We start from the raw sequence: 23,494 nt of genomic DNA on the forward strand, positions 1-23,494 counted from the left end.
TTTCCGCTGCTATCCCCAGTCCTGTGGACGGTCATTTCACCCGGTCTCGTGACGCATGATCACGACCGTGGATGATCTATTCACCCCGGGTGATTCCGCACCCCCGGGAGACCCCTCGAAGGCAAGCCGTAGACGGCCGATTTCCCTTGCGTCCCAACGAATTCCGCAACCACGAACGCCGCGCCCCAAGATCGGCGGAAGCCCCGGGACGGCACCCGCGGCGAAACCGGGCACGAAACTTGTGCCCGACCTAAACCCAATAATGGTGAACGCTGTTCACGATGCCCTGGTCGGCGGCTTGAACCACCGAGTTATCCACAGGCTGGGTCAGCCGGTGATCCCGGAGCACGGCCGGGTGCGCAGGTCATCCACATAGTCGGCCGGGGCGCCGGCGGCCTCGGCGGCGTCGGCCAGCACGCCCAGGTAACGGGCCGAGGGCAGGCCGCCCTCGTAGGCGTCCAGGACGTACAGCCACGGCAGCACCGAGCCGTCCATGGTCTGCACCCGGAGCCGTAGCTTGGTGTGCATGCCCAGCTCGCCGCCCTCCCACCGGTCGAGGCGTTCCTCGTCGAGCGGGGTGACGTCGTAGATCACCACGAACACGCGCGAGCCGGCGTCTTCGACGATGGTGGCCAGCGCGCCTTCCCAGCCCAGGTCCTCACCGCCGAAGGTCAGCCGCCAGCCTTCCAGCCAGCCGGTGGTGGCCATCGGCGAGTGCGGGGCGCGCTCCAGCATCTGGGCGGGCTCCATGTTGGATCCATAAGCGGCATACAACGGCACGGGCGACAGCCTAGCGACCCACCCGCCCCGCAACGGGAAGCACGTGCCGTGTCCGGCCACTCAGTATCACCGGCCCTCCTCCGCGTACGGTTAGAGCACCGCAAGCACGGCCGGCTAGGAGGACTTCAGGTGACCAGGATCGTGATCATGGGCGGAGGCCCGGCAGGTTACGAGGCCGCTTTGGTCGCCGCGCAACACGGCGCGGACGTGACGATCGTCGAACGCGACGGCCTCGGCGGCGCGTGTGTCCTCTATGACTGCGTGCCCTCGAAGACGTTCATCGCCTCCTCCGGCGCGCTCGCCAAGATGCACGACCTCGGCGAGCTGGGCATCAACACCGACATGGCCGACACGAGTGTCGACCTGCCGACCGTGCACGGCCGGGTGAAGGGGCTCGCGCTCGCGCAGTCCGCGGACATCCGGGCGCGGGTGCAGCGCGAGGGCGTCCGCGTGGTCATCGGCGAAGCGCGCTTCTGCGACGACGAGCCGGGCCTGGCCACGCACAAGGTCGCGGTCACGCACACGGACGGCACCACCGAAGCGCTGAACGCCGACGTCGTGCTGATCGCCACCGGCGCCACCCCGCGGGTGCTGCCCGGCGCCGTGCCCGACGGCGAGCGGATCCTCGACTGGCGCCAGCTCTACGACCTCAGCGAGCTGCCCGAGCACCTCGCCGTGATCGGCTCGGGCGTGACCGGCGCCGAGTTCGCCTCGGCCTACACCGAGATGGGCGTCAAGGTCACCGTGATCTCCAGCCGCGATCGCGTGCTGCCGCATGAGGACGCCGACGCCGCCGCCGTGCTGGAAGAGGTCTTTTCCCAGCGTGGCACCACAGTCGCGAAGCACGCCCGCGCGGAGCGGGTGGAGCGCACGGACAAGGGCGTCGCCGTCCACCTCGCCGACGGCCGGGTGATCGAGGCCAGCCACGCGCTGATGACCGTGGGCTCGATCCCCAACACCGCCGACGTCGGCCTCGACCGGGTCGGCATCGAGCCCGGCCCCGGCGGGTTCATCACCGTGGACCGGGTTTCGCGCACGAGCGTGCCCGGCATCTACGCCGCGGGCGACTGCACCGGCCTGCTGATGCTCGCGTCGGTGGCCAGCATGCAGGGCCGCATCGCGATGTGGCACGCGCTGGGCGAGGGCGTCGCGCCGATCAAGCTCAAGACCGTGGCCGCGAACGTGTTCACGCACCCGGAGATCGCGACCGTCGGCATCAGCCAGCACGCGATCGACTCCGGCGAGGTGCCGGCGCGCACGATCATGCTGCCGCTGGCGACCAACGCCCGCGCCAAGATGGAAGGCCTGCGCCGCGGCTTCGTGAAGCTCTTCTGCCGCCCCGCCACGGGGGTGGTGGTCGGCGGCGTCGTGGTGGCGCCGTCGGCGAGCGAGCTGATCCTGCCGATCGCGCTCGCGGTGCAGAACCAGCTGACCGTGGACCACCTGGCGCTGACCTTCTCGGTGTACCCCTCGCTGTCCGGGTCGATCACCGAGGCGGGCCGCCAGCTCATGCGCCACGACGATCTGGACTGAATCTCCCGGCGCGGGCAACCCCGTCGAGGAGCCCCGCGTCTTGCTCGGTGACAGGTGCGATGGCTGAAGTGCGGGACAAGGGGCCGAGGGTGCGCAAGAGGGCGTTTTTCGTTGCGGTGGCGGCGATCGGGGCGGCCGCGGTGGCCGGTCCGGCGACGGCGGCGACCGGTGGGCCTGCGGTGTCGGTCCAGCTGAACCAGGACACCGCGGGCCAGCAGACACTGAACAAGTTCCAGCGCGGTGACGACAACGTCGCGCTCGCCCAGTGCCCCGGGGCCAAGGCGGGCGCCACCTCGTTCAGCTCGCCGGTGCTGACCTTCGCGAACTACGACTTCGGCCCGTTCATCGGGGTGGAGGCCACCGTGAGCGCCGACGCGCTGCTGGTGCCGGGCACGCCCGCGGGCAGTTACCAGCTCACCGTGAACTGTGGCGGGAAGCCGTACAGCGCGAAGTTCACGGTCCCGGCCGCGCAGGTCGCCAAGGTGCCCGCGGGTGCCGCGAAAGCGGGCGACGGGAGCCTCGCCGAATAAGCACGTCGAACGATCAGGAGCCGCCGGGAATCCGTTCCCGGCGGCTCTTTCGTTTTTCCCCGGACCGGCTGGCAACCCCGGTACCAGCCGAGACGTCTCTAGGTTGTCGGAGGAAAAAGCACCCGGACGCCAGGGGGAACTGCGCGGCGGGGTGTGGGGATCTCCGTGTCGAATATCGGGAAGAATTCATTCATCGGGGTAAATCATGAAGCGTATTGTTGTTTTCTCGACCGTGCTGGGCGCGGGTCTGCTCATGGCGGCGCCGGCGTTCGCCGCCGGCAGTACCACCACTCCCACCACTCCCACCACTCCCACCGCGCCGCCGACCTCGGCGACGGGCACCCCCACCAGCTCCCCGACGGAGACGGCGCCGAGCGACGACAGCGCGGGCGTCCCGAAGGCGTTCCTGCGGCTGCTGCCGGCGGCGGGCCGTCCGGGCGCCCACATCGCGGTGCGCGTGGGCTGCGAGGCCGGGTACATCGAGAAGCTGAGCTCGCCCGTGCTGGACTTCGGGAAGCTGACCGCCGGCCCGCAGAACGACCCGTCCGTCGCGCCCGTCTCGAAGGGCACGGCGACGGTGAAGAAGAACGCGAAGCCGGGCACGTACACCGCGTCGTACGAATGCGGTGGCGCGAAGATCACGTCGAAGTTCACCGTGCTGCCCGCGAAGCAGGTCGTGAAGGTGCCCGCGGGCGCTCCGCAGACCGGTGGCAGTGACGGCTACGTCGTCGATTGAAGGAAACCGGGGGGCCGGGCCATGGCTTCGGCTCCGCGCAGCGATGACGAGTATCCGGCGGCGGCCGCGATGGGTGCGCTGGCCCTCGGCAGCGCCGGAATCGCGTTGGCGCGTCACAAGATCCGTCGTTGACGGGTGAACTGCCGCCCGGTCGCGGGCCCGGTGCCGCAGGGGGGTGCCGGGCCCGCGACCGGGCGGTGTGGCCCGCTCGGGGACGAGCGTGGCGGGGCTGGTTTGCTGGGGCCGTTCCACTCGGCCTTCGGAGCTGGAGGGGGAGACATGATCAGGAAGTCGTTCGCCGCGATGGTGGCCGGGGCGGCGCTGCTGCTCGGCGGGTGCGGGGCGGGGCCCGGGACCGCGCAGGCGCCGCCCGCCACGCCGGTCCAGGCCGCGGCCCCGTCGACGGCCGTGGCGGAGATGCCCAAGTCGGACCCGGTTTCGCTGGACATCCCCAGCATCGGGGCGCACTCCTCGCTGGTGCCGCTCGGGCTGAACGCCGACAACACCGTCCAGGTGCCGCCGGTGAGCACCCCGTTGCAGGCCGGCTGGTACAAGTTCGGGCCGACGCCGGGGGAGACCGGCCCGGCCGTGGTGCTCGGCCACGTCGACGGCAACAAGCACAAGGGCATCTTCTACCGGCTCAAGGAGATGAAGCCCGGCGACGACGTCGCGATCGCGCGCCAGGACGGCACCACCGCGCACTTCAAGGTGACGAAGGTGGACGAGGTCCCCAAGGACGTCTTCCCGAGCGACGCGGTCTACGGCGACACCGCGGGCCCCGAGCTGCGCCTGATCACGTGCGGCGGCGTGTTCGACCACTCCTCGCACAACTACGTGGACAACATCATCGTCTACGCGGGACTGGTCGCCGACGGTCACTGATCGCACCTCGTCCGTGGTAGTTCGGCTCGAGGCCGCGTTTTTGTCGGTGCCCGGTGCGAGACTGTGGCCACTGACACAATCGAGGAGCAGGAGAGGCGAATGTTGTTCCGAGACGAGCGCTGGGCAGACGGCACGCCGTGCTGGGTGGACTTGATGGTGCCCGACCGGGCGAAGGCCGTGGAGTTCTACCAGGGCCTGCTGGGCTGGCAGGTCGAGGTCGGCGGCGCCGACACGGGGTTCTACGGCATGGCGACGGTGGCCGGGCGCCCGGTCGCGGGTGTGGGGGAGACACCGCCGGGCCAGGAGGGCATGCCGCCCGCGTGGACGACGTACCTGGCTGTGTCCGATGTGGACAAGACCGTCGCGGCCGTCACCGAGGCCGGTGGCGCCGTGCTCGCGCCGCCGATGGACGTGATGACCGCCGGTCGCATGGCGATCGCGCAGGACGCGGCCGGTGCCGTCTTCGGGCTGTGGCAGGCGGGTGACCACTACGGCACGCAGGTGCTCGACGCGCCCGGCGCGCCGGCCTGGAACGAGTGCATGAGCCGCGACTTCGCCGCCGCGAAGGCCTTCTACGGCGACGTTTTCGGTTACGGGTTCGGCGACCTGTCCGGCGGTGGCTTCGTTTACACGACGCTGGACCTCTCGGGCCGTCCGGTGGGCGGGCTGGGACAGCTGCCCGCGGAGGCGCCGGCGGACGTCCCGTCGAGCTGGCTCACGTACTTCTGGGTGGCCGACGCCGACGCTTCCGCCGCGCGGGTCACCGAGCTGGGCGGCCAGGTCGTGGAGGCGCCGGTCGACAGCCCGCACGGCCGCATGGTCGCAGCGACGGACAACCAGGGCGTGTCGTTCCGGCTGATGGCGCCGAACGAGCAGTCCGGCAAGCCCGCGGGCTGGGCCGACTGAAGGGGAGCAGGGTGCGCCGGACAACCCGGCGCACCCGGTCACCATTCAGCTGTGGGAAAGCGAGAGTGAATAGAAATGCACTCGCGCGCCCACCGAAGAACTGCTTCCGCTGGTCTGGTCGTAGTCACCCGCTTTGAAATACATCGGGTAACTCTTGAACGAGGACGGCAGGGGCCAGGTCGTGTTCTTGCCGTTCACGGTGAGCCCGAGGGTGTCGCCGCCGGTGAGGCTGATCGTGTACGACCATTGGGTGCCGAGCGGCACGTTCCCGACCTTGTGCTGGTCCTGGCCGCCGTCCGGGCCGCGCTCGACGCCCATCTTGATGTCGCCGTTCTGGTAGTAGTACAGCTCCACCACCGGCTTGGTCGAGCCACTGCCCTCGGCGAGGTGGATCTGGCCGACGCACACGTGGTCGGGCACCTCGCTGACCTTCACGGTGGCGTTGAGCTTGTGCGTGCCGGGAACGCTCCAGCTCGCCGCCTTGCCCGAGGACGTCATCTCGCGCAGCTCGGAGCGCGAGTAGTTGGAATTCGGTGTGGTGACACCGTTTTCCGGGTCCCAGAAGGTCATCGAGCCGTCGCCGGAGTCGGTGTAGAAGTACTTGTCCTGGAAGCCGCCCTTCAGCTTCGAGGGCGAGATGGTGTCGGGGCTGCCCGGCGAGCCGGTGGGCTCCTGCAGCTCCCAGAGGGACAGGTCGAAGTTGCTGCCGGGAGGGGAGCCCGGGTCGAGCGAAGCCGCCGAAGCGGGGACGACCTGGACGGCCAGCGCGCCGAGGACCACGGCCGTGGAGCAGGCGAGCACCCGGGCCACGCGAATGGTGGACATGATTCTCCTGTGGGGGGAGGGAGAGTGAGCGGTTTCTGCCGTGTTCCGGATCACGTTGCCGACCAGTGTGTGTGGTCTGAACCAAAAAGGTCAAGGGATGGACACCGATTTTCCGGCCGGGGAATGGGGTGAGCCACGTAGGTGAACTGTCATTCATCGGACTGAATAAAAATCGGATGTTTCGGGCGAAATCCCGGCTGACGGTGAAAAAGCAAAAGGCCCCGCGCTCACCCTCCCGGGGGTGTGCGCGGGACCTTTCGCCTTCAGGGCGTGCGGAGCGCTCAGTCCTCCACCCAGTCGAAGGTCTTGGTCACGGCCTTCTTCCAGTTGCGGTACTCGGACTCGCGCCGGGCCTCGTCCATCGACGGGTCCCACTGCTTGTCCTGCGCCCAGTTGGTGCGGATGTCGTCCTCGGACTCCCAGAAGCCGACGGCCAGCCCGGCGGCGTACGCGGCGCCTAGCGCGGTCGTCTCGGCCACCACCGGCCGGATCACCGGCACGCCGAGGATGTCGGCCTGGAACTGCATCAGCAGCTCGTTCACGACCATGCCGCCGTCGACCTTCAGCGACTTGAGCGGCACGCCGGAGTCGGCGTTCATCGCGTCGATCACCTCACGCGACTGGAACGCCGTGGCCTCCAGCACCGCCCGCGCCAGGTGGCCCTTGTTGACGAACCGGGTCAGCCCGACGATCGCGCCGCGCGCGTCCGAGCGCCAGTACGGCGCGAACAGGCCGGAGAACGCCGGCACGAAATACGCGCCGCCGTTGTCCTCCACCGTGCGGGCGTACTCCTCGACCTGGGCCGCGTTCGTGAGCAGGCCGAGGTTGTCGCGCAGCCACTGCACCAGCGAACCGGTGACCGCGATGGAGCCCTCCAGCGCGTACACCGTGTCGTTGGAGCCGATCTTGTAGCAGACGGTGGTGAGCAGGCCGTTGTCCGACATGACTTTTTCGGTGCCGGTGTTGAGCAGCACGAAGTTGCCGGTGCCGTAGGTGTTCTTGGCCTCGCCGGGGGAGAGGCAGGCCTGGCCGAACGTCGCCGCCTGCTGGTCGCCGAGGATGCCCGCGATCGGCACGCCGGCGAGCGCGCCCCGCTCGCGGACCTTGCCGTACTCCTCCGAAGAGGACCGGATCTCCGGCAGCATCGACAGCGGGATGCCCATCTCGGCCGCGATGCCCTCGTCCCACTGGAGGGTGTCGAGGTCCATCAGCAGCGTGCGGGAGGCGTTGGTCGGGTCGGTGACGTGGATGCCGCCGTCGACCCCGCCGGTCATGTTCCACAGCACCCAGGTGTCCATGTTGCCGAAGATCAGGTCACCGGCTTCGGCTTTCGCGCGGGCGCCTTCGACGTTGTCGAGGATCCACTTCACCTTCGGGCCGGAGAAGTAGGTCGCCAGCGGCAGGCCGACCTTCTGCCGGTACCGCTCCTGGCCGCCGCCGAGTGCGCCCAGTTCGGCGACGATCTTGTCGGTGCGGGTGTCCTGCCAGACGATCGCGTTGTACACCGGCTTGCCCGTGTGGCGGTCCCACACCAGCGCCGTTTCGCGCTGGTTGGTGATGCCGACGGCGGCGATGTCACTCGGCTTCAGATCGGCCTTCGCCAGCGCGCCCGCGGCGACGGCGCGCGTGTTCTCCCAGATCTCTTCGGCGTTGTGCTCGACCCAGCCCGCCTTGGGGAAGATCTGCTCGTGCTCACGCTGGTCGACGGCGGCCACCCGGCCGGAGTGGTCGAAGATCATGCAGCGGGTCGACGTGGTGCCCTGGTCGATCGCGGCTACGTACGAGGTCATAGGTTTCGCTCCGAAAGGCTCGGCGGTCGGGGTCAGGTCAGGTTGTGCACGGCGAGGTACAGCAGCGCGGCCAGCGCGCCGCCGACCAGCGGGCCGAGGACGGGGATCCACGAGTAGCCCCAGTTCCCGTCGCGCTTGTTCTTGATCGGGAGGATGAAGGCGTAGGCGATGCGCGGGCCGAGGTCACGCGCCGGGTTGATGGCGTAGCCGGTCGGCCCGCCGAGCGAGATGCCGATGACCAAGACCACAAAGGACACACCCGCGTAGCCGAGCGCGGAGTTGCCGAAGTTCGGCGTGCCGCCGCTCGCGGCGTAGGCCGGGCTCAGCAGGATCCACGCGACCAGCACGAACGTGCCGATGATCTCGGTCACCAGGTTCCACGCCTTGTTCGGGATCTGCGGGGCGGTGGAGAAGATGCCCAGCGTCTCGGCGGGCTCGGGGTGATCGTCGAACTGCAGCTTGTACACCGCCCAGCACAGCACCGCGCCGAGGATGGCGCCGACCAGCTGGCCGAGGATGTAGTACGGCACGTCGGACCACGGCGTCTTGCCCGAGATGGCGAGCCCGAGGGTGACGGCCGGGTTCAGGTGCGCGCCGCTGGGCGCGGCGATGCTGGCGCCCGCGAACACACCGAAGGCCCAGCCGAAGGTGATGAACAGCGTCCCGGCGCCATGGCCGTTGTTCTTTCGCAGCACGTGGTTGGCCACGACGCCGTTACCCAAGAGGATCAGCACTGCTGTTCCCAGCAGCTCCCAGATGAAAATCGCTCCGGCACTCAAGCTCGTTACCTCCACACTGGACACTCTGCGCAGGGTCGATCACTCGGTGCCACGGCATCGTCGCCGACCCAGATCGGCTGGACGTTACCTGTGCGTACAAGATCATTCCAGGCGCCGACGGCACCAATGTCACCAAGATCTTGGAGGGTTACGCCACACGTGTCACACCGAGGCGAGCGCGCCCTCACCGGGCCGTGCGATGCTGGACTCCGGTAGCACGAGGAGGAGTGACTGGTGACGAGTTCTCAGCACGAAGCCGATCAAGCCGCGGCCCGGCTGGGCCCGCTCCGCCGGGAAGAGACCTGGGAGCGCCTCGGCAAGGAGACCTTCGACCTGGTGGTCATAGGCGGCGGCGTGGTCGGTGCCGGAACCGCGCTCGACGCGGCCACCCGCGGCCTCCGGGTCGCGCTGGTCGAGGCCCGCGATCTCGCGTCCGGCACGTCCAGCCGGTCGAGCAAGCTCTTCCACGGCGGCCTGCGGTACCTGGAGCAGCTCGAGTTCGGGCTGGTCCGCGAGGCACTGCACGAGCGTGAGCTGATGCTGACGAAGCTGGCGCCGCACCTGGTGAAGCCGGTGAGCTTCCTGTACCCGCTGACCCACCGCGGGTGGGAGCGGCCGTACACCGCGGCCGGGCTGCTGATGTACGACACGATGGGCGGCGCCCGCTCCGTGCCGGGGCAGAAGCACCTCACCCGCGCGGGTGCCCTGCGGATGGTGCCGGCGCTGAAGCGCTCGTCGCTGATCGGCGGAATCCGGTACTACGACGCGCAATCCGACGACGCCCGCCACACCATGACCGTCGCCCGCACGGCCGCGCACTACGGCGCCGTCGTGCGCACGTCGACGCAGGTCGTCGGGTTCCTGCACGAGGCCGACCGGATCTCCGGCGTCCGCGTGCGCGACGTGGAAGACGGGCGTGAGACGGAAATCCAGGCCGGCGCCGTGATCAACTGCACCGGCGTGTGGACCGACGAGCTGCAGCGCCTTTCCGGCGGCCGCGGCCGGTTCCGAGTCCGCGCGAGCAAGGGCGTGCACATCGTCGTGCCGCGCGACCGGATCGTTTCGGAGTCGGGGCTGATCCTGCGCACGGAGAAGTCGGTGCTGTTCGTGATCCCGTGGCGCAACCACTGGATCGTCGGCACCACCGACACCGACTGGAACCTCGACCTGGCACACCCCGCGGCCACCAAGCACGACATCGACTACATCCTCGAACACGTCAACAAGGTGCTGGCGACACCGCTTTCGCACGACGACATCGAGGGTGTGTACGCGGGCCTCCGGCCGCTGCTGGCGGGAGAGAGCGAGGAGACCTCGAAGCTCTCTCGCGAGCACGCCGTCGCGCGGGTGGCGCCGGGCCTGGTCGCGATCGCGGGCGGCAAGTACACGACGTACCGGGTGATGGCGGCCGACGCCGTCGACGCCGCGGTGGTGGACCTGCCCGGCCGCCCGCCGTCGTCCATCACGGACAAGGTGCCGCTGATCGGCGCCGACGGTTACCACGCGCTGGTCAACCAGGCCGATCACCTGGCCTCCGAGCACGGGCTGCACCCGTACCGCGTGCGGCACCTGCTCGACCGCTACGGCTCGCTGGTGCACGAGGTGCTGGCGCTCGCCGACGGACGGCCGGAGCTGCTCAAGCCGATCGAGTCGGCGCCGGACTACCTCGGCGTCGAGGTCGTGTACGCGGCCACCCACGAGGGCGCGCTGCACCTCGAGGACGTGCTCGCCCGCCGCACGCGTATCTCCATCGAGTACGCCCACCGCGGCGTCGACTGCGCGAAGCAGGTCGCCCAGCTGGTCGGCGAGGTGCTCGGCTGGCCGGCGGAGACGGTCGACCGCGAGGTCGAGGTCTACACGGCCCGGGTGCAGGCGGAGAAGGAGTCGCAGTCGCAGGCCACGGACGATCTGGCGGACGCCCTGCGCGCCGCCGCGCCCGAGGCCAGGGCGGGCATCATCGAGCCCGTCAGCTGACGTCGTCGTGAGTGTTGATGACGGTTCTCACCGTCATCGACACTCACGAGCTTTTGTGCAGCCAGCGGATCAGGGGCTCGCCGGACGGCGACGGGTCGCGTTCCGGCCCCACGAGCGTGAAGCCGCACCGGGCCGCGAGGGCCGCGGAGGCGGCGTTGCTCTCCTCGTGCCGGTAGCTGATCTCCTGCAGGCCGAGCCCGCCGAAGCCGTAGCGCAGGGCCGCGGCCAGCGCCGTCGCCGCGATGCCCTGGCCGCGCTCGCCGGGGTGCGTCCACACGGACGCCTCGGCGGTGTTGAAGGTGAGGTCCAGCTCGCGCAGCCCGACTTCGCCGAGCAGCCGCCCGGTCGTCGGCTCCGCGACGGCCCACGAGCACCGCTCGTCGCACGCCCACTGCGCGGCACGCAGCGCGACGTACTCGGTGGCTTCGTCGAGCGTCCGCAGCCGGTAGTTCAGCACGTACCGCCGGTGCGCCGGGTCGGCGAAGGCCTCCATCAACGCGGTCCGGTCGTCGAGGTGCCGGTCCGCCCGCAGCTGGCGCAGGTAGTACGCGCCCGCGTTGATCTCCACGGGTTCCACTCCACCAGCGTAACCGCGCGCGAGCCGTCAGAGGAGGCCGCGCCGGTAGGCCTCGGCCACAGCGGCGGCGCGGTCGTTCACGCCGAGTTTCGCGTAAGCGTGCAGCAGGTGGGTTTTCACGCTCGCCTCGCTGATGAACAGCCTTCGCGCGGCCGCCGCGTTGGTCGAGCCCTCCGCGACCAGACGCAGGACTTCGAGTTCCCGCGGCGTCAGCTCACCCGCCGGGGCACGGCGGAGCGGGGCCATCAGCCGCGCCGCGACGCTCGGCGCGAGCACGGACTCGCCGCGGGCGGCCGCGCGGACGGCCCGCAGCAGGTCCGCCACCGGCGCGTCCTTGAGCAGGTAGCCGGTCGCGCCGGCCTCGACCGCGGGCAGCACGTCGGAATCGGAGTCGTACGTCGTGAGCACGAGCACCCGCACCGCCGGATGCTCGACGGCCAGCCGCCGGATCGCGCCGACGCCGTCGAGCTCCGGCATCCGCAGGTCCATCAGGACGACGTCGGGATGGTGGCGCGCGACGAAGGCCAGTGCCTCGGCACCGTTGGCGGCCTCGCCGGCCACCTCGATGTCGGGCTCGCCCTCGAGCGCGCCACGCAGGCCGTCGCGGACCACGGGGTGGTCGTCGGTGAGCAGGACGCGGATCACGGGTCCCGCACCAGGGGGATCGCCGGGACCTGCACGTTCACCGCGGTGCCCTCACCCGGCGCGGACTCGATCGCCAGCGTGCCCGCGACCCGTCGCACACGCTGGCGCATCGCCTGGAGGCCGAAGCCCGTGCCGTCGCCGCGGGCGGGTTCGCCGGGGGTGAAGCCGGCGCCGTCGTCGCGGACGTCGAGCAGCACCACGTCGTCGGCATAGGTCAGCGTGACGCCGATCCGCGACGCCCGCGCGTGTTTTTCCGCGTTGGCCAAGGCTTCCTGCGCGACGCGGTACAGCGTCACCTCCAGCTCCGGCAGCAGCGGGCGCGCTTCGCCGGAAGTCTCCGCCGCCACGGCGACGCCGGACGTGTCCGTGACGCGTCGTGCCAGATCGGCCAGCGCCTCCGGCAGCCGCGAGTCCGCGAGGGGCTCGGGTCGCAGGGCCTGCACGGCACGGCGCGCCTCGGTGAGACTGTCCTTCGCCAGCGTGTGGACCTGCGTCAGATGCCGTTCCCGGGACGCTTCGGAAGTGGCGCGGTCGGCGGCCTGGAGCTGCGTGACGATACCGGTGAGGCCCTGTGCCAGGGTGTCGTGGATTTCGCGCGCCATGCGCTGGCGCTCGTCGAGCACTCCGGCCTCGCGCGCCTGCGTCAGCAATTGCGCCTGGAGCCCGGCGTTCTCCTCCATCGCGGTCTCGAGCCGGGCGTTGGCCTCGGCCAGTTCCGCGTTGGCGCGCTTTCGCCTGTCGTTCTCCACCCCCACGAACCAGGCGACGAAGAGCATCGGGCCGATCACCGACATCACGACCACCCAGGCCGGCGTGGTGGCGTCCGGGCCCCAGCCGCCGCGGGACATCATCGGGACCATCGCCGTCGCGGTGACCGCGAAGATGCTCCACCGAGCGGTGAAGATCGAGAAGGCGATCGGGTAGCCGACGGACGCGAAGGCGGTGAACGTCTCCACTCGCGAGCCCAGCACCGCCGCACCGGCGAGCAGGCCGAGGAAAAAGACCGCCGTGAGCCACGGGCGCCGATGCCGGCGCGGGAACAGCGGGACGATCGTCAGGATCCACGCGGCGGTGACCGCGACGAAAACCAGCGTGAGCCGCCACTGGGCGGGTTCGCCGTGCGGCAGCGCGGCGGCGATGATCGTGCAGATGCCGAGCCCGGTCAGGCCGACGCCGGCCAGGATCCGCCCGCCGAGCCGTTCGGCCCGCGGGTCGACCTCGCCCGGCCGGAGACCCATCATGGGGAGATTCTTGCAGCCCGGGCCGCGCCGGGGAGTCCGCCGTTCGACCGCGGCATCCACCGATCGGTGGATCAGCGCCGCCGCCAGCCCGTGATGAGCAGAACGGCCAGTGGCAGCGCGAAAACCAGGATCAGCCGACCGCGCGAGAGCACGAAGACCGCGATGGCCAGCACCACGGCGATCGGCACCGCACTGCGCAGCGCCCAGCGCGTCAACGGGCTCTCACCCACGGGCCGGGCCACCGGCGCGCCGTTGTCCCGAGGCACGGTCAGCAGCGCGCTCGGCCGCGGCGACGGCAGGTCGTCGAAGAGGGGAAGCAGGTCGCTGACGCGTTTCGCGGCCGTCACCTTCGCCGAGCGCGTGCCGTACTCGTCGACGTCGAGCCGCCCGGTGCGGACGTGCTCGCTGAGGACGTCGAGGGCGTCCTGCCGCTCGTCGTCGCTCAGCCGCATGTCGGTCACGGTGGTCCTCAGCGGTCGAACCGGCGCTGGCGACGGAACTCGTCACGCATCTCACGACGCCGGTCGCGGTGGTCGAGCCGGTGCTCGCGGTGGTCCAGCCGACGGTCGCGGTCGTGGTGGTCGGAGCCGTGTCCCCACAGCGCCCGGCCGAAGATGGTGCACGCGATCGGCAGGGCGATCATCGGCCAAGGGGCGACCACACCGGTGGAGATGAGCACGATGGCCACCAGCCAGGCCAGCGGCACGATCGAGGCGGCCGCCCGCTGACCGCCGGACCACCCCTGCGGCGCGGCCACGGCAGTCGAGGGCTCCGGCTGGGGAGCCGGGGCCGGGTCCACGGCCGGTGGCGGCGCGGCCACCGCCGCCCCGCCGTACGCCGGGTGCGGCTGGGGCAGGTCGGCGAACAGCTCGCCCAGCTCACCCCGGGTCTTGGCCGCGGTGATCCGGGCCGAGCGCTCGCCGTATTCGTCGATGTCGATCCGCCCGGCGGTCATGTGCTCGCCGAGCGCGCTCAGTGCGGATTCCCGCTCCTGGTCGCTGATCCGCAGCTGCGGAGACGGAACCTCTGTCACGTCACCGATGGTATGCCGCCGAGCGCCCGCCGACCCACGACATTCGGCACAACTTCAGTCCTTGAGCTCCAGAAGCGACGTTCCCTGGGTCACGGCCGCGCCGACCTCGACCGAAAGCCCGGTGACGGTGCCCGCTTTGTGCGCGGTGACCGGGTTTTCCATCTTCATCGCCTCGAGCACCACGATCAGCTCGCCCGCCTCGACCCGCTGGCCCTCTTCGACGGCGATCTTGACGATCGTGCCCTGCATCGGCGCCGTGACCGCGTCACCACTCACGGTCGCCTTCGCACCGCCCGCGCGCTTGCGCGGCTTGGCTTTCGTCGCCGTCGCCGCGCCGCCTTCGAGGGCGAAGCCGCCCGGCAGCGAGACCTCGAGCCGCCGTCCGCCGACCTCGACGACGACGTTCTGCCGCGGCGCCTCTTCCTCGGCGTCCGCCTCCGCCGCGGTGAACGGCTCGATCCGGTTGTCGAACTCGGTCTCGATCCAGTCGGTGTACACGCCGAAGCCGTTCTCGTCGCCGATGAACGCCGGGTGGTCCACGATCACGCGGTCGAACGGCAGCACGGTCGCCATGCCTTCGACGACCATCTCGGCCAGCGCCCGGCGGCTGCGCTCCAGCGCGTTGGCCCGGTCGGAGCCGGTGATGATCAGCTTGGCCAGCATCGAGTCGAACTGGCCGCCGATCACGCTGCCGGACTCCACCCCGGAGTCGACGCGCACGCCGGGACCGCTCGGCGCCACGAACTTCGTCACGGTGCCCGGCGCCGGCAGGAAGCCGCGCCCGGCGTCCTCGCCGTTGATGCGGAACTCGATGGAATGCCCGCGCGGCTCGGGGTCTTCGGTGATCCGCAGCTTCTCGCCGCGCGCGATGCGGAACATCTCGCGCACCAGGTCCAGCCCGGTCGTCTCCTCCGAGACGGGGTGCTCCACCTGCAGCCGGGTGTTCACCTCGAGGAACGAGATGGTGCCGTCGGTGGCCACCAGGTACTCGACCGTGCCGGCGCCGTAGTACCCGGCCTCCTGGCAGATCGCCTTGGCCGAGGAGTGGATCCGGGCCCGCTGGTCATCGCTGAGGTACGGCGCGGGCGCCTCCTCGACCAGCTTCTGGTGGCGGCGCTGCAACGAGCAGTCACGCGTGCCGACCACGATGGCGTTGCCGTGCTGGTCGGCCAGCACCTGCGCCTCGACGTGCCGCGGCTTGTCCAGGTAACGCTCCACAAAGCACTCGCCCCGCCCGAACGCGGCGACGGCCTCGCGGGTGGCGGACTCGAACAGCTCGGGGATCTCTTCACGCGTGCGCGCCACCTTGAGGCCGCGCCCGCCGCCGCCGAACGCGGCCTTGATCGCCACGGGCAGGCCGTGCTCGTCGGCGAACGCGAGGATCTCGCCCGCGTCCTGCACCGGCTCCTTGGTGCCGGGGACCAGCGGCGCGCCGGCGCGCATCGCGATGTGCCGCGCCGTCACCTTGTCGCCGAGGTCGCGAATGGACTGCGGGCTCGGCCCGATCCACGTGAGGCCCGCGTCGAGCACCGCCTGGGCGAACTCGGCGTTCTCGGACAGGAAGCCGTATCCCGGGTGGACGGAGTCCGCGCCGGCCCGCTTCGCCACGTCGAGCAGCTTGTCGATGGACAGGTAGCTCTCCGCGGCCGTGCTGCCGCCGAGCGCGAAGGCCTCGTCGGCCAGGCGCACATGGGGGGCGTCACGGTCGGGGTCGGCATACACGGCGATGCTCGTCAGCCCCGCGTCCTTCGCCGCCCTGATCACGCGGACCGCGATCTCACCCCGGTTGGCGACCAGGATCCTGGTCACCGGACCACCCGTGCTCGCGACGTCCTGCTCGCTCACCCCGTACCTCCCCGTGCGTTACGTCAGCTCCGCTGCTGGTAATCCGGGAGTCTACGGACCGCCGTACCCGCCGGGATGAGAGCTGGACCACCGTTATACCCGCGAGCGGTGACGCAGCTCGACCGGGAGCTCGGAGTCCAGCACGATCACGTCGTAGGGGTTGACCTGGTGGATCCGCGGCAGGTGCTCGGTGTTGATCATGATCCACGGCTGGTGCTCGCCGCAGCAGTCGACCAGCCGGTCGAGCGCGGTGAAGGCGACCAGCGCCACCCGCCCGTCCGGGGTGCGGCGCAGCTCGACGTTCGCGCCGGTGCCGCCGTCGGTCGTGGCGGAAACCGGACCGGTCGGGAGGTACAGGGCCGGGGGCAGGTTGGGGTTCGTCACTGGGACAACATAGACGGCCACTCAGCGCAAGGTCGCCTACAGTCTCGGATATGGGGACTTCGCTGAAGCGGACACCACGATCGGCGCTGCTCACCGCGCTGCTCGCGGCCTTGGTGACAGCGGGGGCGCTCGTCGCCGTGGTCGTCTTGCGCTCGTCGCCGGTGGAGGACGGGGCTCCGGGCGCGGCGCCGGTCGCCGCCCCGGGGACGGACCAGCCGACGGCCACGACCTGTGGCACGGGGCCGTGCCGTGAGCTGGCGGCCATGACCGTCGGCGGCACGCCGGTCTCGTTGCTGGCCGATGCCACCGGCGGCTGGGGCCGCGTGCGTGTCGGCGCGAAGCCGGACACCGAGTTCGAGCTGGCGATCACCGGGATGGGGGCGAAACTCGCGCCGAACTCGCTCCAGTGCATCGCCGGGACCACGTCCGCCTGCCTCGTGCGCGGCGACGTCAGCGGTGGCGCCTTCGGTGAGCTGCTGATCGAGTCGAGCGGCGTCTGGCGCGACTTCGGCCAGCCCTACTTCGCCGACGCCGGCACCCTCTCCCTCGACGACGTCGACCAGGACGGCCGCCCGGACCTGATCCTGGTCCGCCACGAGTGCCCCGGCTCGACCCCGGGTACGACGACCTGCCAGGCCGCGCCCGTGCTCGCCGAGGTCTACCAGCTGAGCGGCGACATCCTCGGCTGCACGCGCAAGGTGACGTCGCCTTCGCAGCTGCGCGGCTGGCCGTTGGTCCAGGTCCGGCGCAACGAGCTTTCCGCCTGCCCCGCTTCGTGAGTGGCTGCGCCGGTGCACAGCCACCCACGAGGGGTTACGCGGGAGTGGGCACTTTGGCTTCCTGCGGGGAATCCCGGGGACGGTCGACCGGGGCGTTGAGCACCTCGTCGTCCAGCAGGCCCTCGCTGCGCGCCACCACCGTCGGGACCACGATCTGGCCCGCGACGTTCGTGGCCGTGCGCATCATGTCCATGATCGGGTTCACGGAGTAGATCAGCGCGATGCCGAGCGCGACCTGCTTGGCGTCCAGGCCGATGAACGCCGTGGTCAGCGTGAGCGCGGTCAGCCAGCCGGTGGTGCCCGCCGTGGCCAGCGCGCCGAGGACCGCGACCGCGACGATGCCCGCGTACTGCCCGAAGCTCAGCTGCACCCCGGCGAGGTTCGCGATGAAAATGGCGCCGATGGCCGGGAAAACGGCCGCGCAACCGTCCATTTTGGTCGCACTGCCGAGCGGGGTGGCGAACGCCGCGTAGGCCGGGTCGACCCCGAGGTTGACCGCGGACTGGCGGGTGAGCGGCAGCGTCGCGGACGAGGACTGCGAGGCGAACGCGAACTGGATCGCCGTGCCCGCCTTCGCGAAGAACTTCGCCGGGCTCACCTTCGCGACGAACCGCAGCAGGATCGGGTAGACGACGAACAGGACCACCAGGCAGCCCGCGTAAACCGCGAGCGTGGCCGAAAGCAGCGGGCGGAACAGCGCGTCGCCGTAGTTCGACACCGCCGCGCCGATCAGGCCGAGGATGCCGATCGGGGCGAGCCGGACGATCCAGCCGAGGTAGCGCTGGACGATTTCGAAGACGCTGGTGGTGAAGTCCACGAACGGCTTCGCGCGCTCACCCAGGCTGTAGGCCGCGGCGCCGATCAGCACGGCGAGGAAGAGCACCTGCAGGGTGTTGCCGTCGGCGAAGGCGGAGAAGAAGTTCTGCGGCAGGAGGCCGTTGATGAACGCGTCCCACGAACCCCAGCTGCTCACGCTCTTCGCGGCCTTGTCGGCGTTCTTCGCGGTGGCGGCGACCCCGGCGCCCAGCCCGCCCGAGCCCGGGTCGAACAGCCGCCCGGCGGCGATGCCGATGAGCGAGGCGATCAGCGACGTGATGGCGAACCACAGCACCGTCTTGCCGCCGAGCCGGGCCGCCGTCCGTCCGCCGCCGAGTTTGCGCAGGCTGGTGATGCCGACGACGATCGCGGTGAAGACCAGCGGGATCACCGCGATCTGCAGCAGCGTGGTGAAGATCGTGCCGATCTGGTCCAGCAGGTCGGTCAGCCAGCCGGCGCCCGTCGTCCGCGCGAGGACGCCGAGTCCGGCGCCGACGACGAGCGAGCCGAGTACCGCAGCCGCGAAGACACGCGGTCGCGTGTAGGTCCGGACGAGGGACACGAGGCCACCCCCAAGGGTCGAAAGTTCCCGTTGGGCCCGGTTTGGGCCCTCGTGAACTCTTCCCGGTCACTCGTACGGGTGACAGTGCTCTCAGGATGTGGACGTCCGCCAGAGATCCACGACACTCACGCCGACCTCGCCCAGCAGCCGTCGCACCAGCGGCAGGCTGAGGCCGATCACGCTCGACGGGTCGCCCTCGATGCCCTCGACGAACCAGCCGCCCAGCGCGTCGAGGGTGAAGGCGCCCGCCACCTGCAGCGGCTCGCCGGTGGCGATGTAGGCCTCGACCTCCTCTTCGGTCGGGCGTCCGAAGTGGACGGTCGTACGCTGGGCGCCGGCGGCCTCCTTGACGCGCTGGCCACCGTCGATGCGGATCAGGGCGTGACCGGTGAGCAGCTCGCCGGACCGGCCGGCCATGTCCGCCCAGCGCCGGCGCGCGACCTCGGGCGTGCCGGGCTTGCCGACCATCTCGCCGCCGATCGACAGCATCGAGTCGCAGGCGACGATCACGGAGTCGGCGTGCGTACCGGCGACGGTCTCGAACACCGCCTCGGCCTTGGCTTTGGCCAGCGCCATGACGAGTTCGTCGGGTGCGGGGTCGTCGAGCGCGTCGGCAACCGCGTCTTCATCAACGCCGGACACGACGACACTCGGGTCGAGACCGGCGCTGCGCAGCAGCATCAGGCGGGCGGGGGACTGGGAAGCGAGAACGAGGCGCACGGCAGGAAAGTTACCGCCCACCCCCGCCGATACCGAATTGTGACCCGCGACACTCGATCGTCGAGTTAGTTTGTTGTTGCTCGCAACATATCTGTTTGAGGGCTCCCCGGAGGGAAACGATGCCACACCTCCGCACCAGAAGCGCACGACCATCTTCGACGGCGTCACCGCTGACGCCGGGAAGGGCACGACGGTGACCTATGACTGTGCGGGTGACGGAATCGGCTCGTCCCACCAGGTCACGGTCGCTGTGGTGGGCAAAGCTCCGCACACCGAAGGGCGGACTCCCCGACCCGGCGACCGCCCCATCGGCCCCCAAGACTTCACCACCTTCGCGAAGCTGAAGGCCGGCTGGGCTGGGCCTCGGCCGGTGGCTGGTTGGTTCGGGAATGCTCGGCCTCGCTCCGCGGCTCGTCGGTTCGGTAGTGCCTCGCCTTGCTCCGCGGCTCGGTGGTTTGGCGGCAGCGGGCCTCGCGCCGTGGCTGATGGACGTGGTTTCAGGTGGTCGCGCTCGGTGGTCGAGGGACCCGGTGGCGCTGGGCTGCGGGCGGTGGCTGGTTGGTTTGGCAATGCCTGGCCTCGCTCCGCGGCTCGTCGGCTCGGCAGAACCTCGTCTTGCTCCGCGGCTTGTCGGGCTGGCAGCAGCTGGCCGCGCTCCTTGGCCGAGGGACTCGGCGGCGCTGGGCTGCGGGCGGAGGCTGGCGGGCTCGGCAATGCCTGGCCTCACTTGGTGGCTGGTTGGCTCGGCAGTGCTTCGCCTTGCTCTGGGGCTTGTTGGCCTGGCAGCAGCGGGCGTCGGGCTGCGGTCGATGGGGCTGGCCGGGCGTGTCTGAGTTCGGTGGCTTGTTGGGCTGGCAAGAGCTGGATTCGCGTCGCGACCAACGGCTGGGGCTCCACGCGGCCGCGGTCGGTGGCTGAGGGGGCCGGCCGCACCGGGGCGCGCTCGGTGGCTTGTCCGTTTGGTGGTACTTCGCCTCGGGTCGTGGCTGGCGAAGTCAGGTGGATCTGGTCTGGCGGCGTGGCTGGCGGGCGTGGCTTCGGGTGGTCGCAGTCTGTTGTCGACCGGTCTGGCCGCGGGTTGCGCGGTGTGGCGCAGGGAGTCGGCAGTGTTCGTTCGGCCTGGGTGGGGGCGGCGGGTGTGTCGCTCCTCTTGACCTCTCTCCCGCGGTAAGCGTGACGGCCCCTGGCCCGGTTCCCGCGCCGGTGCCGGGGGCCGTCACGTGGCTTCCGGGCCGGCGGGGCGGTCTGTGACCGCTCCGCCGGCCGCGGGTCAGGCCGCCGCGGGAGCTTCGGACTCCGTGGTGGGCGCGGGGGCCTGGTGGCGGGGAGGCGTCGCGCGGCGCATGACCGCCGCCGCGGCGACTCCCAGGATCAGGACGGCGATCGGCAGGATCAGCGTCGTGCGGGCCGCGTCGGTGAGTCCATTGTGGACGGCTGTCGCGGCCAGGCGGCCCGCCTGGGCGGCGATGTCCGCCGGCAGGCCCGGGATCGGCGCGGGGCCCGAGGACGAGCCGAACTCCCCGGTGGACGCCGCGGCGTGCGCGATGCCCTCGGCGAACGGCGCGCGGTACTGCTCGGGCAGCTGGGCCGCCGCGGAAGTCGCCTCGTCCGCGATCGACGCGCTGATCCGCGCCTGCAGCAGCACGCCGATGGCCGCGCTGCCCAGCACGCCGCCGACCTGGCGGGCGGTGTTGAAGATGCCCGAGGCCGTGCCCGCGAGCCGGGGCTCGACCGCGCTCATCGTCAGGTTGCTCATCGGCGAGAAGATGCAGCCGATGCCGAGGCCGCAGACCAGCAGCGCCGGGATCAGCGCCCACGGGCTCGTGTCCGGCCGGGCCTGCAGCGCGATGATGCCGATGCCCAGCGCGAGCAGCGACAGCCCCGCCATCACCAGGTACTTGCCGTTGACCCTGTCCGACGCGCGCCCCACGAACGGCGCCAGGATCCCCGACACCAGCGACATCGGGGCGGTCAGCGCCCCCGCCAGCGTCGGGGTCAGGCCGAGCACCGTCTGGATGTAGATGATCAGCGGCAGGAACATCCCGGTCATCGTGAAGCCGACGGTGGTCGCGGTCAGGGTGCCCGCGGAGAAGTTCCGGTTGGCGAACACGTTCAGCGGCACCAGCGGTTCCTTGCGGTTGAACCGCTGCCACCACACGAACGCGACCAGCAGCACCACTCCCGCGCCGATGATCTCGAACACGGTGATGCCGCCGAAGACGGTGCCCCAGTCGTACTGTTGGCCGTTCTGCACGCCGAAGACGACGAGGAACAGTCCCGCCGCCGAGAGCAGGATCCCGAGCACGTCGAACGAGTGCGAGTGCTTCGGCTGCCAGTCCGGCACCAGCATCAGGACCAGCACGATCGCGATGACGCCGATCGGCACGTTGACGTAGAAGATCCACTCCCAGCCGAGGTGGTCCACCAGCACGCCGCCCAGCAGCGGGCCGGCGATCGTGGCCAGGCCGGCGACGCCACCCCACATGCCCATGGCCGGGCCGCGCTTGGCCGGCGGGAACAGGTGCGTGATGAACGCCAGGGTCTGCGGCGTCATCAGCGCCGCGCCGAGGCCCTGCACCGCGCGGGCGGTGATCAGCATTTCGACGTTGCCGGACATGGCGCACCACAACGAAGCGCCGGTGAACACCACGAGCCCGGCGAGGAACACCCGCTTCGGCCCGAAGCGATCGCCGAGCCGGCTGGTGAACAGCATCGGCACCGCGTAGGTGAGCAGGTAGACGCTGATCACCCAGACGACCGCGTTCAGCCCCGCGTTGAGCTCCCGCAGCATGGCGGGGATCGCGATGGACACGATGGTGGTGTCCAGCAGGATCATGAAGAAGCCGAGGCACAGCGCGCTGAGCGCGGCCCAGGGATTAGCTTGTCTTGCGTTCATGACTTTCCTTGGTGACGAGGCTGAGCGTGGTCTTGGTGTCCTGGAACCGGACGCGGCCCGAGGACAGGTCGGCGAGCAGTCGTTCGGCCCACTCGAGTTCGAAGGCCCGCTGGGCGGTGGCGTAGCGGACGTCGAGCCAGTAGATCTCCGGCGTGCCATCGGTCGCGAGGCGCTTGAGGATCACCTGGTCCGCGGCGACGGCGGCGCGCAGCCGGGTGATGCGGTGCGCCAGCTCCTGCAGCGCGATGTCCGCGCCGAGGTCGTCGATCACGGCCAGCCCGCTGAGGAACTGCGGGTACTCCTCCGCGATGTCGCCGAGCATCTCGCGAGCCCGCTCCTGGAACGCGTCCTTGCCGTCGGAGGTCATCGCATACACCGTCCGCTCCGGGCGGCGCCCGTCGCGCTGGGTGTTGACGACCTCGACGAATCCGTTCTGCTGCAAGCGTTCCACTGTGTGGTAGAGCGAGCCGGCCTTGAGCTTGACCCGGTTGTCGACGTACCGCTCGCGCATCAGCTGCGCCATTTCATACGGGTGCATGGGCTTCTCGTGCAGCAGCTCCAGCACAGCGACGCCCAGCGGGGTCAGTTTCGCCGCGGCCATGCTCAGTGATCCTTTCGAGTGATCCGAGTCGGTTATTCCACGTGGACTATACGGCTCCGGCTAACGATGGTCCAGTGTGATCTGCGCTGGTGAGCGCTTTGTCGCTGTCCGTGAATGCCGGCCGGTGATGATGGTGTCGAGAGTACGAGGGGGGACCGACAAAAACGGATCGGCGACTGATGGGGTGGGTGGCGGGCGGCCGGTGGGGGGCTGGAGACGGGCGCTCGCCGTTCGTGGGCCTGGCCTGGAAACCACGCTGTGGCAAAGGGGGAGGACTGATTCCGGAACGAAACCCGCCATGGGTGAGGGGCGCGGAGAACCCCCGCCGCGGCCGAGGAGGTGACGGTGGGGTTGCCGGGACTGGCCTGGAGATCGGCCCGGGCCAGTCAGGGGGCGCTGGTGGAGTTGTCGTGGACGGGCCCGGGTGGCCAATGGGGCGGCGGCGGGGTCCTGGACGGCCCGGGGTAGCCGGTGGGGCGGCGGCGGCGTGGACCGGCCGGGGAGGTCAGTCTGTGGCAGCAGGGTCTTTCTAGACCGGTCTGAAGTCGGCCCCGGGCGGTTCGTCGAGGTGGGGGAGTTGCTGGACCGGTCCGGGAACAGCCCGTGGTGACGGCGAGGTCCTTCTGAACCGGTCTGAAGTCGGCCCGGGGCAGTTCGTGG

The 23,494-nt window shown here is 70.5% G+C and carries 22 protein-coding genes; 7 read left to right on the top strand and 15 right to left on the bottom strand.

Annotated elements, in window-relative coordinates; translation table 11 throughout:
• Positions 1-327 precede the first annotated feature (327 nt).
• Positions 328-780, bottom strand: a complete 453-nt coding sequence (locus tag BMY97_RS32205) for a gamma-glutamylcyclotransferase (RefSeq protein ID WP_218156927.1) — start codon at positions 778-780, stop codon at positions 328-330.
• Positions 781-909: 129 nt separating this feature from the next.
• On the opposite strand from BMY97_RS32205, the gene BMY97_RS32210 reads away from it, so the two are divergent.
• The 5 genes from BMY97_RS32210 to BMY97_RS32230 all read left to right on the top strand — a co-directional run bounded on the left by BMY97_RS32210 (position 910) and on the right by BMY97_RS32230 (position 5,367).
• Complete coding sequence (locus BMY97_RS32210; protein ID WP_091624231.1) at positions 910-2,313, top strand: NAD(P)H-quinone dehydrogenase; 1,404 nt, start codon at positions 910-912, stop codon at positions 2,311-2,313.
• A gap of 59 nt (positions 2,314-2,372) precedes the next feature.
• Entirely contained in the window at positions 2,373-2,843 is a 471-nt protein-coding gene (locus BMY97_RS32215; protein WP_425425352.1) for a hypothetical protein, read from the top strand.
• Between the two features lie 205 nt (positions 2,844-3,048).
• Positions 3,049-3,579: a hypothetical protein gene (locus BMY97_RS32220; RefSeq protein WP_218156928.1), complete on the top strand. Its 531-nt coding sequence runs from the start codon at positions 3,049-3,051 to the stop codon at positions 3,577-3,579.
• Between the two features lie 279 nt (positions 3,580-3,858).
• A complete protein-coding gene (locus BMY97_RS32225) occupies positions 3,859-4,461 on the top strand; it encodes a class F sortase (RefSeq protein WP_091624234.1) in 603 nt (200 codons plus the stop codon).
• Between the two features lie 99 nt (positions 4,462-4,560).
• Positions 4,561-5,367, top strand: a complete 807-nt coding sequence (locus BMY97_RS32230) for a VOC family protein (RefSeq protein ID WP_091624237.1) — start codon at positions 4,561-4,563, stop codon at positions 5,365-5,367.
• Positions 5,368-5,412: 45 nt separating this feature from the next.
• Here BMY97_RS32230 and BMY97_RS32235 read toward each other — a convergent pair whose 3' ends face one another.
• From BMY97_RS32235 to BMY97_RS32245, 3 genes are all read right to left on the bottom strand, one after another.
• Positions 5,413-6,192 (bottom strand): polysaccharide lyase family 7 protein, encoded by a 780-nt coding sequence (locus tag BMY97_RS32235; RefSeq protein WP_091624239.1) that lies wholly within the window; start codon positions 6,190-6,192, stop codon positions 5,413-5,415.
• Positions 6,193-6,473: 281 nt separating this feature from the next.
• A complete protein-coding gene (gene glpK / locus BMY97_RS32240; RefSeq protein ID WP_091624242.1) occupies positions 6,474-7,982 on the bottom strand; it encodes a glycerol kinase GlpK in 1,509 nt (502 codons plus the stop codon).
• Positions 7,983-8,014: 32 nt separating this feature from the next.
• On the bottom strand, positions 8,015-8,761 hold the full coding sequence (locus BMY97_RS32245; protein ID WP_177231638.1) for an MIP/aquaporin family protein: 747 nt from the start codon (positions 8,759-8,761) through the stop codon (positions 8,015-8,017).
• A 234-nt stretch (positions 8,762-8,995) separates the two neighbouring features.
• Here BMY97_RS32245 and BMY97_RS32250 point away from each other — a divergent pair, with 234 nt between their 5' ends.
• Complete coding sequence (locus BMY97_RS32250) at positions 8,996-10,735, top strand: glycerol-3-phosphate dehydrogenase/oxidase (RefSeq protein WP_091624245.1); 1,740 nt, start codon at positions 8,996-8,998, stop codon at positions 10,733-10,735.
• Between the two features lie 43 nt (positions 10,736-10,778).
• On the opposite strand, the gene BMY97_RS32255 is transcribed toward BMY97_RS32250, so the two are convergent.
• From BMY97_RS32255 to BMY97_RS32285, 7 genes are all read right to left on the bottom strand, one after another.
• On the bottom strand, positions 10,779-11,312 hold the full coding sequence (locus BMY97_RS32255) for a GNAT family N-acetyltransferase (protein ID WP_091624248.1): 534 nt from the start codon (positions 11,310-11,312) through the stop codon (positions 10,779-10,781).
• A 27-nt stretch (positions 11,313-11,339) separates the two neighbouring features.
• The gene (locus BMY97_RS32260) at positions 11,340-11,957 is read right to left on the bottom strand and encodes a response regulator (RefSeq protein WP_091624251.1); all 618 of its coding nucleotides are present in this window, start codon (positions 11,955-11,957) and stop codon (positions 11,340-11,342) included.
• The gene (locus BMY97_RS32265) at positions 11,954-13,198 is read right to left on the bottom strand and encodes a sensor histidine kinase (protein WP_091624254.1); all 1,245 of its coding nucleotides are present in this window, start codon (positions 13,196-13,198) and stop codon (positions 11,954-11,956) included. Before BMY97_RS32265 ends, BMY97_RS32260 begins: the two co-directional genes overlap by 4 nt.
• A 71-nt stretch (positions 13,199-13,269) precedes the next feature.
• Positions 13,270-13,659, bottom strand: a complete 390-nt coding sequence (locus BMY97_RS32270) for a DUF1707 SHOCT-like domain-containing protein (RefSeq protein WP_091624257.1) — start codon at positions 13,657-13,659, stop codon at positions 13,270-13,272.
• An 8-nt stretch (positions 13,660-13,667) separates the two neighbouring features.
• Positions 13,668-14,231 carry a DUF1707 SHOCT-like domain-containing protein gene (locus BMY97_RS32275; RefSeq protein ID WP_091624259.1) on the bottom strand — a complete coding sequence of 188 codons (564 nt, stop codon included), beginning with the start codon at positions 14,229-14,231 and terminating at the stop codon, positions 13,668-13,670.
• A 54-nt stretch (positions 14,232-14,285) separates the two neighbouring features.
• Complete coding sequence (locus tag BMY97_RS32280; protein WP_091624262.1) at positions 14,286-16,076, bottom strand: acetyl/propionyl/methylcrotonyl-CoA carboxylase subunit alpha; 1,791 nt, start codon at positions 16,074-16,076, stop codon at positions 14,286-14,288.
• 93 nt (positions 16,077-16,169) lie between these two features.
• Positions 16,170-16,460, bottom strand: a complete 291-nt coding sequence (locus BMY97_RS32285; RefSeq protein WP_177231639.1) for an SAV_915 family protein — start codon at positions 16,458-16,460, stop codon at positions 16,170-16,172.
• A 50-nt stretch (positions 16,461-16,510) separates the two neighbouring features.
• Between BMY97_RS32285 and BMY97_RS32290 the strand changes: the two genes are divergently transcribed.
• Entirely contained in the window at positions 16,511-17,239 is a 729-nt protein-coding gene (locus BMY97_RS32290) for a hypothetical protein (RefSeq protein ID WP_091624267.1), read from the top strand.
• Positions 17,240-17,273: 34 nt separating this feature from the next.
• On the opposite strand, the gene BMY97_RS32295 is transcribed toward BMY97_RS32290, so the two are convergent.
• The 4 genes from BMY97_RS32295 to BMY97_RS32310 form a co-directional block, all read right to left on the bottom strand.
• Complete coding sequence (locus tag BMY97_RS32295) at positions 17,274-18,617, bottom strand: dicarboxylate/amino acid:cation symporter (RefSeq protein ID WP_091624271.1); 1,344 nt, start codon at positions 18,615-18,617, stop codon at positions 17,274-17,276.
• A 90-nt stretch (positions 18,618-18,707) separates the two neighbouring features.
• A complete protein-coding gene (locus tag BMY97_RS32300) occupies positions 18,708-19,337 on the bottom strand; it encodes a Maf family protein (RefSeq protein WP_091624274.1) in 630 nt (209 codons plus the stop codon).
• Positions 19,338-20,607: 1,270 nt separating this feature from the next.
• Entirely contained in the window at positions 20,608-22,233 is a 1,626-nt protein-coding gene (locus BMY97_RS32305) for a DHA2 family efflux MFS transporter permease subunit (RefSeq protein ID WP_091624277.1), read from the bottom strand.
• Positions 22,214-22,834 carry a PadR family transcriptional regulator gene (locus BMY97_RS32310; RefSeq protein WP_091624280.1) on the bottom strand — a complete coding sequence of 207 codons (621 nt, stop codon included), beginning with the start codon at positions 22,832-22,834 and terminating at the stop codon, positions 22,214-22,216. Before BMY97_RS32310 ends, BMY97_RS32305 begins: the two co-directional genes overlap by 20 nt.
• Positions 22,835-23,494: the final 660 nt, after the last annotated feature.

Origin of the sequence: Amycolatopsis saalfeldensis (assembly GCF_900110575.1) — a bacterium.
GTDB lineage: Bacteria > Actinomycetota > Actinomycetes > Mycobacteriales > Pseudonocardiaceae > Amycolatopsis > Amycolatopsis saalfeldensis.